The sequence below is a fragment of the Pantoea sp. PNA 03-3 genome, from assembly GCF_003201175.1.
GTDB lineage: Bacteria > Pseudomonadota > Gammaproteobacteria > Enterobacterales > Enterobacteriaceae > Pantoea > Pantoea stewartii.
In genome coordinates this window covers 20,947-35,685 of sequence record NZ_QICO01000002.1, presented here as the reverse complement: position 1 = coordinate 35,685, position 14,739 = coordinate 20,947, and the positions used below count along the sequence as shown (strand labels likewise).

The window sequence follows — 14,739 nt, the reverse complement described above, 5'->3', positions numbered from 1 at the left end:
CAGGTAAAAAGTGAAAGTTCACAAATTGAAGCGGGTCACACTTTATCGTTTGGATTAAGGGCCTCTGTCAACCGTTGTTGCAGGGTCTGGCGCATTTCCTCATCCAGTGCCCGGCGTTCGCTATTGGCCAGAATAAACAAATCTTCGACACGTTCTCCAATGGTACTGATGCGCGCGCCATGCAGTGATACGCCGAGATCGGCAAACACCTCGCCGACGCGCGCCAGCAAGCCCGGCTGATCGAGCGCCACCAGTTCCAGATAACTCCGGCGATCGGTATGCGTCGGCAGAAAGTTTACTTCGGTATCCACGCTGAAATGGCGGAGTCGGGCAGCCTGACGGCGGGTACGTGGTGGCACCCAGTCTGACTGCGTAATCGCCTGTTCCAGCGCCTGAATGATCAGCGCATGACGATCGGGAGCCAGCGGGCTGCCATCCGGCTCCAGCACGATAAACGTATCCATCGCCATACCATCGCGGCTGGTAAAAATCTGCGCATCATGCACGCTGAGATTGCGGCGATCCAGCTCACCGGCCACGGCGGCAAACAGGTGTGGCCGGTCCGGGCTCCAGATAAAAATTTCTGTACCGCCTCGTGTAGCCTGGGGGCTTACCAGCACCAACGGTTTACGCAGATCGTGTTCCAGTAAATGGCGCGCATGCCAGGCGATCTGATTCGGCGTGTGACGCAGGAAATAGTCGGCACGGCACCGGTTCCAGATGTGGTGCAGGCGGGCTTCATCGATGTTGTCCATGCGCAACAGTGCCAGCGCCTGTAAACGGTGATGACGGACACGCTCACGGAGATCCGGGCTGTTCTCCATGCCGCGGCGCAGCTGTTTTTCAGTGGCAAAGAACAGTTCTCGCAGCAGGCTTTGCTTCCAGCTGTTCCACAAGCTTTCATTAGTGGCGCAGATGTCGGCAACGGTCAGGCAAACCAGATAACGCAGCCGGTTCTCGTTCTGCATGACTTCGGCGAACTGTTGAATGACCGTAGGATCCTGAATGTCGCGGCGCTGCGCGGTAACTGACATCAGCAGATGATGACGAACCAGCCAGGCCACTAACTGGGTTTCACGTGAGTTAAGACCGTGCATCTCCGCAAACGCCAGCGCGTCCTGCGCACCCAGCACGGAGTGATCGCCGTTACGCCCTTTCGCGATGTCGTGTAACAGCGCAGCCATTAACAGTAATTCCTGTTGTGGCAGGCGAGGCCAGAGTTCAACGCACAACGGATGTTGCGGGCGCGTTGCTTCATTGGCAAAGCTCTCCAGTTTCTGCAACACCCGGATAGTGTGCTCATCGACGGTATAAGCATGAAATAAATCAAACTGCATCTGCCCGACAATGTGGCCCCAGAGCGGCGTATAAGCCCAGAGCACGCTGTGGCGATGCATCGGGACCAGCGCGCGACTGACCGCACCGGGATGACGCAGAATCGACATAAACAGGCGACGCGCTTCAGGCAACTGGCATAAGGGTTGCTCAAGATGACGTCGTGTATGACGCAGGCGGCGCAGTGTAGTGGAGTAGATCCCTTTGATGTTTTCATTGCGTACCATGACATAGAACATACGCAAGATCGCCTGGGGTTCCCGATCAAACAGGGTTTCATCACGCAGATCGATCAGGTTACCGCGCAGCTGGAAATCGTCATCAATGGCATAGGGTTTTTCATTGGTGGAGAGCGCCAGAATGGCCTCATCGAACAGTTGCAACAGCATCTGGTTAAGCTCACCGATGCGCCGCGTGACGCGGTAAAAATCTTTCATCATGCGTTCGACCGGTTCGTTGCCTTCTCCCTCATAATTCAGGCGCCGGGCAACGCTGAGCTGGCGGTCAAACAGCAGGCGGTTATCGTACCGTGGCAGAGACAGGTGTAGGGCAAAGCGAATGCGCCAGAGAAACGCCTGGCACTCATTCAGCTCGCTGCGCTCTGCGTCCGTCAGGAAACCAAAGCCTGACATCTCATCCAGCGTGGTCGCGCCAAAGTGGCGACGGGCAACCCATTGTAAGGTATGAATGTCACGTAACCCGCCGGGGCTGCTTTTGATATCCGGTTCCAGGTTATAGCTGGTACCGTGATAACGTGTATGGCGTTCCTGCTGCTCGTCGATTTTGGCGGCAAAAAAGCGGGATGATGGCCAGAAGCCATCGCTGAAGACATTTTTTTGTAATTCCAGAAACAGCGCGACATCGCCGGTCAGCATTCGGGCTTCAATCAGATTGGTCGCCACGGTCAGATCGGACAGCCCTTCCAGCAGGCACTCTTCGAGGCTACGTACACTGTGGCCGACCTCCAGCTTGAGATCCCACATCAGCGTCAGTAGCGCGCTGGCGCTCTGCGCCGCCTGCTCATCCAGCGGCTGACGGCTGAGAATTAAGATATCGATATCGGAAAGGGGATGCAGTTCACCGCGACCGTAACCGCCGACGGCGACAAGCGTGATGGCTTTCATGCTGTCGAAGCCAAAAAAACGCCACAAACGGCGCAGCAGGCGATCGATAAACAGCGTTCGGGCGTGAATCAGATCTTCGACAGGCTCACCGGCATCAAACGCCGCCGCCAGGTGCTGCTGGAAGCCCTCCAGACGTTGCTTTAAGACGTCGCGTGTCAGCGTATCGTCTTGCCACTCGCCAGGGGAATCATTCAGGCCGTTTTTCACTTCTTGCGACAGGCTCATGCAACGCTCTCATCATTAACCATAAAAAAACCGGCAGAGCGCCGGCTTTTTTATTCGTGGTGGAATTACTCCTGGTTAACTAACACCGCAGGCAGGGTGTCGTCTTTTCGCAGGGTTAAAATCTCACAGCCGTTATCCGTCACCACAATAGTATGCTCGTACTGCGCCGACAAGCTGCGATCTTTGGTTTTCACCGTCCAGCCGTCTTTCATGGTACGAATGCGGTAATCACCGGCGTTTACCATCGGTTCAACGGTAAAGGTCATTCCTGCCTGCAGGACCACTCCGCCGTCATCCGCGTCGTAATGCAGCACCTGAGGCTCTTCATGGAAGCCTTTGCCAATGCCGTGACCGCAGTATTCCCGCACGACAGAGAAGTCATTCGCTTCGACGTATTTTTGAATCGCGCGGCCCAGCTCGCGCAGCCGAATGCCCGGCTTAACTAAACGCAGTGACAGATAAAGGCTTTCCTGCGTCACGCGGCACAGACGTTCGCCCTGAATGGTGGGTTTACCCACGATAAACATTTTGGACGTATCGCCATGGTAATCGTCTTTAATCACGGTCACGTCAATGTTAACGATATCCCCGTCTTTTAACGGGCGATCGTCACTGGGAATGCCATGGCAAACCACTTCATTCACTGAGATACAGACAGATTTAGGGAAACCGTGGTAACCCAGGCAGGCAGACACCGCCTGCTGCTTCTCGGTAATGTGCGCATGACAAAGGCGATCCAGTTCGCCCGTCGTCACGCCAGGCTGCACGTGCGGTTCGATCATTTCAAGCACTTCCGCAGCCAGCCGACCTGCGACGCGCATTTTTTCGATTTCTTCGGGAGTTTTTATTGAGATTGCCATTAAATTATTCCGCTGTTGCTGAAATTTTCAGCAATAATGAACGCTGTGCTGTCATGTTAACAGCAAGCCAAAAGGGCTGCCAAACGGAGAACGCATCGCGCGCCATAAGCGAACAATTATTGGCGTCCAGAGCCTGATTGTGGTATAAAGCGCGCCGACGATTCTCTGTGGGCTGCAAGGTCAACGGGAACCGCAATAATCTCACTATGTGTACTAAAACACACATGTATCGACACATACGCCGGGGTGCCTTGAAAGAGGTCGGTTGTATGGGATACATGGAGGCCCAACCCCAATTAAACTAGAGGTAGTAATCATGGCAACTGTTTCCATGCGCGATATGCTCAAGGCTGGTGTTCACTTCGGTCACCAGACCCGTTACTGGTGCCCAAAAATGAAGCCATTCATTTTCGGTGCGCGTAACAAAGTTCACATCATCAACCTTGAGAAAACCGTACCAATGTTCAACGAAGCTCTGGCTGAGTTGACCAAAATCTCTTCCCGTAAAGGTAAGATTCTGTTCGTTGGTACCAAGCGCGCTGCTGCCGAAGCGGTAAAAGAGTCTGCACTGAGCTGCGACCAGTTCTTCGTAAACCACCGCTGGTTGGGTGGTATGCTGACTAACTGGAAAACCGTTCGTCAGTCTATCAAACGTCTGAAAGAGCTTGAGACTCAGTCTCAGGACGGCACTTTCGACAAACTGACCAAGAAAGAAGCGCTGATGCGCGCTCGTGAGCTGGCCAAGCTGGAAAACAGCCTGGGCGGTATCAAAGACATGGGCGGTTTGCCGGATGCACTGTTTGTTGTCGATGCTGACCACGAACACATCGCAATCAAAGAAGCAAACAACCTGGGCATCCCAGTATTTGCTATCGTTGATACTAACTCTGATCCGGATGGCGTTGATTACGTTATCCCAGGCAACGACGATGCGATCCGTGCTATCAACCTGTACCTGACTGCCGTTGCGACTACCGTTCGCGAAGGCCGTTCTCAGGATCTGGCTGAGCAGGCTGAAGAAGCGTCTTTAGAAAACGCTTAATTAAGGTTTGCTCTGTAGAAGAGCCCTTAGCATTCAGATGTGATCTGTAAGGGGCCAAACATGGCCCCTTTATTTTATCCAAGTCTGTAACGCCCCTGTTCAGGCCGGCGGGACAGAGTAAATTTTCCGCAAATAAGTACCTGTTGATGCACCCGTGCTCAGGTACGAACCGAGGATTCTGGAATGGCTGAAATTACCGCTGCACTGGTAAAAGAACTGCGTGAGCGTACTGGCGCAGGCATGATGGACTGCAAAAAAGCGCTGACTGAAGCGAGCGGCGACATCGAGCTGGCGATTGAAAACATGCGTAAGTCTGGCGCAATCAAAGCAGCGAAAAAAGCAGGTAACGTTGCTGCTGACGGCGTGATCAAAACCAAAATCGTTGGTAACTACGGTGTGATTCTGGAAGTAAACTGCCAGACTGACTTCGTTGCAAAAGATGGCGGCTTCCAGGCATTTGCTGACAAAGTGCTGGACGCGGCTGCGGCTAACCGCATCACCGACGTTGAAGCGCTGAAAGCACAGTTTGAAGAAGAGCGCGTTGCACTGGTTGCCAAAATCGGTGAAAACATCAACATTCGTCGCGTTGCAGTGCTGGAAGGCGAAGAGCTGGGCAGCTACCTGCACGGCGCACGTATCGGCGTTCTGGTTTCAGCGAAAGGCGCTAACGAAGATCTGATCAAACAGATCGCGATGCACGTTGCGGCAAGCAAGCCTGAGTTTGTTAAGCCAGAAGACGTTTCTGCCGAAGTGGTTGAGAAAGAGTACCAGGTTCAGCTGGATATCGCGATGCAGTCTGGCAAGCCAAAAGAAATCGCAGAGAAAATGGTTGAAGGCCGCATGAAGAAATTCACCGGTGAAGTTTCTCTGACCGGTCAGGCATTCGTTATCGATCCAGCCAAAACCGTTGGCCAGGCGCTGAAAGAGCAGGGCGCTGACGTGATCAACTTCATCCGCTTCGAAGTGGGCGAAGGCATCGAGAAAGTTGAGACTGATTTTGCTGCTGAAGTTGCAGCGATGTCCAAACAGTCTTAATGATCTGAAAGAACCGCCAGATGGCGGTTCTTTTTTGTCTGCCACAGGCAAAAGATACGTTTTCAGTTTCATCCCAATAGCAATTCTTTTGCTGTAAGCGGATGATTGATCGGAATTACTTCTCACTCATCATATCTTCCAGGAAGAACTGACCATGGCGACCAACGCAAAACCTGTTTATCAACGTATCCTGCTAAAACTCAGCGGTGAAGCACTGCAAGGTGCAGAAGGTTTTGGTATCGACGCGAGTGTGCTTGACCGCATGGCTCAGGAAGTTAAAGAGCTGGTCGAACTGGGTATCCAGGTGGGCGTTGTGATTGGCGGGGGCAACCTGTTCCGTGGAGCGGGTCTGGCACAGGCGGGCATGAACCGCGTTGTCGGCGACCACATGGGGATGCTGGCCACCGTAATGAATGGCCTGGCAATGCGCGATGCGCTGCATCGTGCCTATGTTAACGCCCGTCTGATGTCGGCGATTCCCCTGAACGGCGTGTGCGACAACTACAGCTGGGCAGAAGCCATCAGCCTGTTGCGCAATAACCGCGTTGTCATCTTCTCCGCAGGTACCGGTAACCCCTTCTTTACGACGGATTCTGCCGCCTGTCTGCGCGGTATCGAAATCGAAGCCGATGTGGTGTTGAAAGCCACCAAAGTTGACGGCGTTTATTCTGCGGACCCCGTGAAGCACCCCGATGCAACACTGTACGAAAAACTGACCTATGCGGAAGTGCTGGATCAAGAGCTAAAAGTGATGGATCTCGCCGCGTTTACGCTGGCGCGCGATCACAAACTGCCTATCCGCGTTTTCAACATGAACAAGCCTGGCGCATTGCGTCGCGTAGTGATGGGTGAAAAAGAAGGCACCCTGATTACGCATTAATACCCGAGGCGAGATAAAATAGGGTATATTCTGTCAGTGCGGCGCGGTATTGCCGCACGCCATTCAGGATTATCGATGCTTATCGATCCCGCTTCCGGTAATGCCGGAACTGGCCAGGTCAAACCGAATCCAAGGGTTTTAACGTGATTAACGACATTAAAAAAGATGCTGATACGCGCATGGATAAATGCGTGGAAGCATTCAAAACCACTATCAGCAAGGTGCGCACAGGTCGTGCTTCACCTTCACTGCTCGACGGCATCATCGTTGAATATTACGGCACGCCGACGCCACTGCGTCAGCTGGCTTCCGTCACTGTTGAAGATTCCCGCACGCTGAAAATCAACGTGTTTGATCGCTCTCTCGGCCCGGCCGTTGAAAAAGCGATTATGGCGTCTGATCTTGGGCTGAATCCCAGCTCTGCCGGTTCGGACATTCGTGTTCCGCTGCCTGCACTGACCGAAGAACGTCGTAAAGACCTGATTAAAATCGTGCGCGGCGAAGCCGAGCAGGGCCGTGTGTCGGTACGTAACGTCCGTCGCGATGCCAACGATAAGATCAAAGCGCTGCTGAAAGATAAAGAGATCAGCGAAGACGACGAACGTCGCGCGCAGGATGAAATCCAGAAAATGACCGATGCGCACATCAAGAAAGTCGATGCAGCATTGGCCGAAAAAGAAACGGAGCTGATGGATTTCTAATTCCATCTTCGCCGACGAAAACGCCGTACAGGGAGGCCTTCTGACTGAATGCCATCTCTGGCGGCGTTTTACGTTGTGCCCCACGCTTTTACCGATACAGGGACAGCATTATGAAGCGATTAACTCTGCTGGGTTCGACCGGATCAATCGGCACCAGCACGCTGGCCGTTGTTAAAGCCAATCCGGCGCTTTACCAGGTCACGGCGCTGGTGGCGGGCAAAAATGTAGCCCTGATGGCAGAACAGTGTGCACAGTTTCAACCGCGCTACGCCGCCATGGCAGATGAAGACGCTGCCGCCGCGCTACGTGAGCGACTGAGAGCATTGAAGATCAGGACTGAAGTGCTCTCCGGCGTTCAGGCAGCCTGTGAACTGGCCGCGCTGGATGAGGTTGACCAGGTGATGGCCGCGATTGTGGGTGCATCGGGGTTATTACCCACGCTGGCCGCCATTCGCGCCGGCAAAACGGTCTTGCTGGCGAACAAAGAATCGCTGGTCACCTGCGGCCGTTTATTTATGGAGGCGGTACGTCAACATAACGCGCAGTTGTTGCCGGTCGATAGCGAGCACAATGCCATTTTTCAGAGTTTGCCCGCTTCCATCCAGCATCAGTTAGGTTACGCTGACCTGCAGAATAACGGCATTGAGTCGATTATTCTTACGGGATCGGGTGGCCCTTTTCGTGACACAAATTTAGCGGATCTGAGCAATATGTCGCCAGATCAGGCTTGTGCACATCCGAACTGGACAATGGGGCGTAAAATCTCTGTTGATTCGGCCACCATGATGAATAAAGGTCTTGAATACATTGAAGCGCGCTGGCTGTTTAATGCCAGCGCAGCGCAGATGGAAGTGATTTTGCACCCACAATCGGTGATCCACTCCATGGTGCGGTATTGCGATGGCAGCGTGCTGGCCCAGTTAGGTTCGCCTGACATGCGGACACCAATCGCCCACAGTATGGCCTGGCCCGCACGTATTGAGGCTGGGGTCACACCGCTGGACTTTACCCGCATGTCGGCACTGACCTTCTCGGCACCTGATTTTGGTCGTTACCCCTGTCTCAAACTCGCGATTGATGCCTGCGAAGCCGGACAGGCAGCGACCACCACGCTCAATGCGGCCAATGAGATTGCCGTGGCGGCTTTCCTGGATAAGCAGATCCGTTTTACGGATATTGCCGCGTTGAACAGCGCAGTGCTGTCGGCGCATCACTGTCAGGAGCCGGACTCCGTGGATGCGGTCATTGACATTGACCGAAGCGCACGCGCGGCGGCAACAGAAATGTTGTCCCATTTCACGTCGTAATAACGATTACGCTGAGGCTATTTGTTCGCTTCGGGTGAAAATGTTATAGTCGCTGGCTCGCGTTTAACGGTCTGTCACCGAATTCGGTGTGGCCCGGCAGGCAATGTCGGGATTTGTACCGGGCGCAATGTATTCAGAAACCACAGCATTTCTGATGAAAGGAATTGATTACGCGTTATGTCGTCTGAAAATCACAACAACACCGATGACCAACAGGGTACCGGTCCGCGCCACGTCGCTATCATCATGGATGGCAATGGCCGCTGGGCTAAAAACCAGGGAAAACTGCGTATTTCCGGCCATAAAGCGGGCGTGAAATCAGTACGCCGCGCCGTTAGCTTTGCTGTCAATAATAATCTGGAAGCGTTAACGCTTTACGCCTTTAGCAGCGAAAACTGGAGCCGTCCTGCGCAGGAAGTGACAGCCTTAATGGAACTGTTTGTCTGGGCGCTGGATAGCGAAGTGAAGAGCCTGCATAAACACAATGTCCGCTTACGCATTATTGGCGATATCAGTCGATTCAGCCCGCGTATTCAGGAACGTGTCCGTCGGGCCGAGGCGCTGACGGAAAATAACGATCGCCTGACGTTAAACATCGCCGCTAACTACGGCGGACGTTGGGATATCATCGAAGGTGTTAAAAAGTTGGCTGAACAGGTACAGGAAGGCTTGTTACGCCCTGATCAGATAACCGAAGAGAGTCTGACGTCGCAGCTGTGTATGAACCAGCTGGCGCCAGTGGATTTAGTGATAAGGACCGGGGGAGAGCATCGGATTAGCAACTTCCTGTTGTGGCAGATTGCCTATGCGGAATTCTATTTTACTGATGTGCTCTGGCCGGATTTTGATGAACACGTTTTTGAAGGTGCACTGAATGCATTCTCTCTGCGGGAGCGACGCTTTGGCGGCGCTGCACCAGGCGGCGCCTGAGCAATCTGGGGGTAACCTTTGCTGAAGTCTCGTCTGATCACCGCGCTGATCCTTATTCCGCTGGTGATCGCTGCATTGTTCTGGTTACCGCCTGTTGGCTTTGCAATTGTTACGATTATCATCTGTATGCTTGCCGCCTGGGAATGGGGGCAACTGTCCGGTATGGCATCGCGTCAGCAACGTATCTGGCTGGCCGTGATCTGTGGCCTTGTGCTGACGCTTATGCTCCTTACCCTTCCCCCTTACGAACATAACGCCTATCTGCCGCAGGTTACAGGCTGGCTGTGGGCTTCGCTGGCCTGGTGGACGGGCGCGCTGCTGTTGGTTCTGTTTTATCCGGCCTCTGCGACACTCTGGCGTCATTCCCGGCTGCTCCGCCTGCTGTTCGGTGTCTTAACCATTATTCCTTTCTTCTGGGGCATGATGGCGCTCCGCCAGTATCACTACGAATCTGATCATTTTGCCGGGGCATGGTGGCTGTTGTTTGTCATGTTTCTGGTCTGGGGGGCCGATTCAGGTGCCTATATGTTCGGTAAGCTGTTTGGCAGGCATAAGCTGGCCCCCAAAGTGTCACCCGGTAAAACCTGGGAAGGATTTTTGGGCGGACTGGTCTCTTCCGCGCTTATTGCTGTGCTTTTTGCCAGCTTTGCGCCGCTGACCATCCCGACGGGCACGCTGGTCATGTGTGCGGTGATTTCGACGCTCGCATCAGTCCTGGGCGATCTCACGGAAAGCATGTTTAAACGTGAAGCCGGTATCAAAGACAGCGGTAACCTGATCCCGGGACATGGCGGCATCCTCGACCGCATTGACAGCCTGACAGCAGCCGTACCGGTCTTTGCCTGCCTGTTACTGTTGGTGTTTCAGACACTCTAAGGGCAAACGACGATGTTAAGCGTAATCTGGAGTTTTGCCGCATTCATCATTGCACTGGGCATATTAATTACGGTGCATGAATTTGGCCATTTTTGGGTGGCGCGGCGCTGCGGGGTCAGAGTCGAACGTTTTTCAATCGGTTTTGGTAAAGCGTTATGGCAACGCCGTGACCGACATGGGACCGAATTTGTTCTTGCCCTCATTCCACTTGGCGGTTACGTCAAAATGCTGGATGAGCGGGTCGAAAGCGTCCCTGCGGAACTCCGGCACCAGGCGTTTAACAATAAAGCCATCTGGCAGCGCGCCTCCATTATCGCTGCTGGTCCTGTCGCCAATTTCCTGTTCGCCATCTTTGCCTACTGGGTCGTCTTCATTCATGGCGTGCCGGGTGTGAAACCTGTGGTTGGTGAAATTCTGAACGGTTCGGTAGCGGCGGAAGCGCAAATTACACCCGGAACGGAACTTAAGGCCGTCGACGGTATCGAAACGCCTGACTGGGAAGCTGTGCGCATGGCGCTGGTCGGTAAAATCGGTGACAGCAGCACGACGCTGACAGTGGGTCGCTTTGGCGAACAAGGGACGCAGCAAAAGCACGTTGATTTGCGGAACTGGCAGTTTGAGCCTGATAAGCAGGATCCGGTGGTGGCGCTGGGGATACGTCCTCGCGGTCCACAGATCGAAACGACACTGGCTGAAGTGCAAAAGAATTCACCCGCCAGTGAAGCCGGTTTGCAAGCGGGCGACAGGATCGTTAAAGTCGATGGTCAGTTATTAACGCAATGGCAGCTTTTTGCGACTCAGGTTCGGGATAACCCCGGAAAAAGTATGGCCCTTGAGGTCGATCGCAACGGTGAAGCGGTGAAGTTGACCCTGACGCCGGAAGCGAAACCTGGAAATAAAGCGGAAGGGTTTGCGGGCGTCATTCCGCGAGTTGTTCCTCTGCCAGACGAGTACAAAACGGTAAGACAATATGGCGCGTTCCCGGCCATTGGTGAGGCCAGTGTAAAAACCTGGCAACTGATGAAGCTGACCGTCTCCATGTTGGGCAAGTTAATAACCGGTGATGTGAAGTTGAACAACCTGAGCGGCCCAATCTCGATTGCGCAAGGTGCAGGTTTGTCAGCCGAGTACGGAATGATTTACTACCTGATGTTCCTGGCGTTGATTAGCGTCAACTTAGGAATCATCAATCTGTTCCCGCTGCCGGTTTTAGATGGTGGGCACTTGCTCTTCCTGGCGATCGAAAAGATCAAAGGGGGACCGGTGTCCGATCGAGTTCAAGACTTTAGTTATCGCATCGGCTCAATACTGCTGGTGATGTTAATGGGGCTTGCACTTTTCAATGATTTCTCACGCCTGTAACCGCTGGAACGCGAGCTTGCGTGGGATGTGTTAGGAAAACGCATAATAACGATGGCGATGAAAAAGTTGCTCATAGCGTCGCTGCTGTTTAGCAGCGCCACCGTTTACGGTGCAGACGATTTCGTGGTGAAGGACATTCATTTCGAAGGGCTGCAGCGAGTCGCCGTCGGCGCGGCTCTGCTGAGCATGCCAGTTCGGGTTGGCGATACGGTGAATGACGATGACGTCAGAAATACCATTCGCTCCCTGTTCGCGACTGGCAACTTTGAGGATGTTCAGGTCCTGCGAGATGGTAATACGCTGATTGTTCAGGTTAAAGAACGTCCTACCATCGCCAGCATTACCTTCAGCGGTAACAAAGCGGTTAAGGACGATCAGCTCAAACAGAACCTTGAAGCCTCAGGTGTGCGCGTCGGCGAAGCGCTGGACCGCACCACAATCTCTTCAATCGAGAAGGGACTGGAAGACTTCTACTACAGCGTGGGTAAATATACCGCCAGCGTAAAAGCCGTTGTCACACCGCTGCCGCGTAACCGCGTCGATCTGAAACTGGTCTTTACCGAAGGTGTTTCTGCCAAAATTCAGCAGATCAACATTGTAGGTAATAAAGCCTTCAGTTCAGACGAACTCATTTCCCGTTTCCAGCTGCGTGACGAAGTGCCGTGGTGGAACGTGGTGGCTGACCGTAAATACCAGAAACAGAAACTGGCGGGTGACCTTGAAACCCTGCGCAGCTTCTATCTGGATCGCGGTTATGCCCGTTTCAATATTGATTCGACGCAGGTGAGCCTGACGCCGGATAAAAAAGGCATCTACATCACCGTTAACATCACCGAAGGCGATCAGTACAAGATTGCTGGCGTTATTGTTAACGGCAGCATGGCCGGCCATTCGGCGGAAATCGAACATCTGACCAAAATCCCGGCGGGCGAGCTGTATAACGGCGCAAAAGTCACGTCGATGGAAGATGATATCAAGAAGCTGTTAGGCCGCTACGGTTATGCCTATCCGCGCGTCGTGACGCAGCCTGAAATTAACGATGCCGATAAAACCGTTAAGTTGCATATCAACGTGGATGCGGGCAACCGCTACTACGTGCGTAAAGTGCGCTTTGAAGGTAACGACACCTCGAAAGATGCCGTACTGCGTCGCGAAATGCGCCAGATGGAAGGTGCCTGGCTGGGCAGCGATCTGGTCGATCAGGGTAAAGAGCGCCTGAACCGTACAGGTTACTTCGAAACCGTTGACGTGGATACGCAGCGTGTACCGGGCTCACCGGATCAGGTTGACGTGGTTTACAAAGTTAAAGAGCGTAACACCGGTACCTTTAACTTCGGCGTCGGCTACGGTACGGAAAGTGGCGTCAGCTTCCAGGTCGGCGTGACCCAGGATAACTGGCTGGGTACCGGGAATACCGTCGGTATCAGCGGAACCAAAAACGACTACCAGACCTATGCAGAGTTCTCCCTGACCGATCCTTACTTCACCGTTGATGGTGTGAGTCTGGGCGGCCGGGTGTTCTACAACAACTTTAAGGCCAGCGACGCCGATCTCTCCGGCTATACCAACAGAAGTTACGGTACAGACGGGACATTGGGCTTCCCAATCAATGAGAACAACTCGCTGCGCGTCGGTCTGGGTTATGTACACAACGACCTGTCGGATATGCGTCCTCAGGTTGCGATGTGGCGCTATCTGGACTCGGTTGGTAAGCCACAGCAGTTAAACCGCAATGGCGATTTCTCGGCTGACGACTTCACCTTTAACTATGGCTGGACGTATAACACGCTGGACCGCGGTTTCTTCGCGACTTCGGGTAACCGTACCAACCTGAACGGTAAGGTGACGATCCCGGGTTCCGATAATGAGTTCTACAAAGTCACCCTGGACAGCCAACAGTATGTGCCGATCAATAAAGATCACACCTGGGTTGTGCTGGGGCGTGGCCGTGTCGGCTATGGTGACGGGCTGGGCGGCAAAGAGATGCCGTTCTATGAGAACTTCTACGCCGGTGGTTCCAGTACTGTGCGTGGCTTCCAGTCCAACACCATCGGTCCGAAAGCGGCCTACCTGAATGATGGCTCATCGTACTGTAACCTGAGCGATCCTAACGGTATCTGTAAATCGAGTGATGCGGTGGGCGGTAACGCGATGGCGATTGCCAGCCTTGAGCTGATTACGCCCACGCCGTTCCTGAGTGAGAAATATTCCAACTCGGTACGTACGTCGCTGTTTGTTGACGCCGGTACCGTCTGGGATACCAAATGGCAGAACACCGCTGAAACGCGCGCTGCCGGTATTCCTGACTACAGCGATCCAAACAACATTCGCGTCTCGACCGGTGTGTCTTTACAGTGGATGTCGCCGCTGGGGCCGTTAGTGTTCTCCTACGCCCAGCCGGTTAAGAAAGTGGATGGAGATAAGTCAGAGCAGTTCCAGTTTAACATTGGTAAAACCTGGTAACGTTCTGTACAGGGATGTGAAAAAAATAGCTTGCAGCTGTGGAGCATTGTTATGCTCCGCACTGCAAACATACATGTTGAGGGTAAGGAGTTTATAGTGAAAAAGTTGTTATGTGCAGTTACTCTGGGTGTTGCATTGGCTGCTTCTGCTGGCGCACAGGCGGCCGATAAAGTCGCAACTGTTGATCTGAGCCAGGTTTTCCAGAAATCACCTCAGCGCGCTGCTATCTCCAAACAGCTTGAGAGTGAGTTCCAGGGCCGCGCCACTGAACTCCGTTCTCAGCACGACAAAATTCAGCAGGAAATGCAGGATCTGCAGCGCAATGCGCCGACCATGAAGGCGAGCGAGCGCAACAAGAAAGAGAAGCAGATCGAATCTGAGCGCAATGCCTTCCAGGCGAAAGCAGACGCGTTTGAGAAAGACAACCAGACTCGTCAGGTTCAGGAACGTAACAAGCTGCTGGAAAAAATCCAGACTGCCGTTCAGTCAGTTGCCAAAAGCGGCGGATATGACCTGGTCCTGAATTCTCAGGCTGTGCTTTATTCTGGTTCTGATGTGAAAGACATCACTGATGAAGTTGCGAAGCAGGTTAAATAATC

12 protein-coding genes are annotated in these 14,739 nt (G+C 53.4%); 10 read left to right on the top strand and 2 right to left on the bottom strand.

The genetic code is table 11. From position 1 onward, the window contains the following. Nucleotides 1-35 precede the first annotated feature (35 nt). Nucleotides 36-2,684 carry a bifunctional uridylyltransferase/uridylyl-removing protein GlnD gene (glnD, locus tag C7433_RS06560; protein WP_039338672.1) on the bottom strand — a complete coding sequence of 883 codons (2,649 nt, stop codon included), beginning with the start codon at nucleotides 2,682-2,684 and terminating at the stop codon, nucleotides 36-38. A gap of 65 nt (nucleotides 2,685-2,749) precedes the next feature. Then, entirely contained in the window at nucleotides 2,750-3,544 is a 795-nt protein-coding gene (gene map / locus C7433_RS06555; RefSeq protein ID WP_033740309.1) for a type I methionyl aminopeptidase, read from the bottom strand. Nucleotides 3,545-3,860: 316 nt separating this feature from the next. On the opposite strand from map, the gene rpsB reads away from it, so the two are divergent. The 10 genes from rpsB (at nucleotide 3,861) to C7433_RS06505 (ending at nucleotide 14,737) form a co-directional block, all read left to right on the top strand. Continuing rightward, the gene (gene rpsB / locus C7433_RS06550) at nucleotides 3,861-4,586 is read left to right on the top strand and encodes a 30S ribosomal protein S2 (protein WP_006117758.1); all 726 of its coding nucleotides are present in this window, start codon (nucleotides 3,861-3,863) and stop codon (nucleotides 4,584-4,586) included. 183 nt (nucleotides 4,587-4,769) lie between these two features. Continuing rightward, nucleotides 4,770-5,621 (top strand): translation elongation factor Ts, encoded by an 852-nt coding sequence (gene tsf / locus C7433_RS06545; protein WP_006117759.1) that lies wholly within the window; start codon nucleotides 4,770-4,772, stop codon nucleotides 5,619-5,621. Between the two features lie 154 nt (nucleotides 5,622-5,775). Then, on the top strand, nucleotides 5,776-6,501 hold the full coding sequence (gene pyrH, locus C7433_RS06540; RefSeq protein WP_006117760.1) for a UMP kinase: 726 nt from the start codon (nucleotides 5,776-5,778) through the stop codon (nucleotides 6,499-6,501). Between the two features lie 143 nt (nucleotides 6,502-6,644). Beyond that, a complete protein-coding gene (gene frr, locus C7433_RS06535) occupies nucleotides 6,645-7,202 on the top strand; it encodes a ribosome recycling factor (RefSeq protein WP_006117761.1) in 558 nt (185 codons plus the stop codon). A 110-nt stretch (nucleotides 7,203-7,312) separates the two neighbouring features. Continuing rightward, nucleotides 7,313-8,509, top strand: a complete 1,197-nt coding sequence (gene ispC, locus C7433_RS06530) for a 1-deoxy-D-xylulose-5-phosphate reductoisomerase (RefSeq protein WP_006117762.1) — start codon at nucleotides 7,313-7,315, stop codon at nucleotides 8,507-8,509. A 177-nt stretch (nucleotides 8,510-8,686) separates the two neighbouring features. Further along, nucleotides 8,687-9,439 (top strand): (2E,6E)-farnesyl-diphosphate-specific ditrans,polycis-undecaprenyl-diphosphate synthase, encoded by a 753-nt coding sequence (gene ispU, locus C7433_RS06525; protein WP_006117763.1) that lies wholly within the window; start codon nucleotides 8,687-8,689, stop codon nucleotides 9,437-9,439. 18 nt (nucleotides 9,440-9,457) lie between these two features. Then, complete coding sequence (cdsA, locus tag C7433_RS06520) at nucleotides 9,458-10,315, top strand: phosphatidate cytidylyltransferase (protein ID WP_006117764.1); 858 nt, start codon at nucleotides 9,458-9,460, stop codon at nucleotides 10,313-10,315. A 12-nt stretch (nucleotides 10,316-10,327) separates the two neighbouring features. Beyond that, on the top strand, nucleotides 10,328-11,677 hold the full coding sequence (rseP, locus tag C7433_RS06515; RefSeq protein ID WP_033740312.1) for a sigma E protease regulator RseP: 1,350 nt from the start codon (nucleotides 10,328-10,330) through the stop codon (nucleotides 11,675-11,677). Between the two features lie 51 nt (nucleotides 11,678-11,728). Beyond that, nucleotides 11,729-14,140 carry an outer membrane protein assembly factor BamA gene (gene bamA, locus C7433_RS06510; RefSeq protein WP_033740313.1) on the top strand — a complete coding sequence of 804 codons (2,412 nt, stop codon included), beginning with the start codon at nucleotides 11,729-11,731 and terminating at the stop codon, nucleotides 14,138-14,140. A 51-nt stretch (nucleotides 14,141-14,191) separates the two neighbouring features. Beyond that, on the top strand, nucleotides 14,192-14,737 hold the full coding sequence (locus C7433_RS06505) for an OmpH family outer membrane protein (RefSeq protein WP_191091151.1): 546 nt from the start codon (nucleotides 14,192-14,194) through the stop codon (nucleotides 14,735-14,737). Nucleotides 14,738-14,739 lie beyond the last annotated feature (2 nt).

What these genes read in the sequence shown, in the direction of transcription:
- glnD (WP_039338672.1), bottom strand. Translation starts at nt 2,684, where the DNA reads ATGAGCCTGTCGCAAGAAGTGAAAAACGGCCTGAATGATTCCCCTGGC.
- map (WP_033740309.1), bottom strand. Translation starts at nt 3,544, where the DNA reads ATGGCAATCTCAATAAAAACTCCCGAAGAAATCGAAAAAATGCGCGTC.
- rpsB (WP_006117758.1), top strand. Translation starts at nt 3,861, where the DNA reads ATGGCAACTGTTTCCATGCGCGATATGCTCAAGGCTGGTGTTCACTTC.
- tsf (WP_006117759.1), top strand. Translation starts at nt 4,770, where the DNA reads ATGGCTGAAATTACCGCTGCACTGGTAAAAGAACTGCGTGAGCGTACT.
- pyrH (WP_006117760.1), top strand. Translation starts at nt 5,776, where the DNA reads ATGGCGACCAACGCAAAACCTGTTTATCAACGTATCCTGCTAAAACTC.
- ispC (WP_006117762.1), top strand. Translation starts at nt 7,313, where the DNA reads ATGAAGCGATTAACTCTGCTGGGTTCGACCGGATCAATCGGCACCAGC.
- ispU (WP_006117763.1), top strand. Translation starts at nt 8,687, where the DNA reads ATGTCGTCTGAAAATCACAACAACACCGATGACCAACAGGGTACCGGT.
- rseP (WP_033740312.1), top strand. Translation starts at nt 10,328, where the DNA reads ATGTTAAGCGTAATCTGGAGTTTTGCCGCATTCATCATTGCACTGGGC.
- bamA (WP_033740313.1), top strand. Translation starts at nt 11,729, where the DNA reads ATGGCGATGAAAAAGTTGCTCATAGCGTCGCTGCTGTTTAGCAGCGCC.
- C7433_RS06505 (WP_191091151.1), top strand. Translation starts at nt 14,192, where the DNA reads ATGCTCCGCACTGCAAACATACATGTTGAGGGTAAGGAGTTTATAGTG.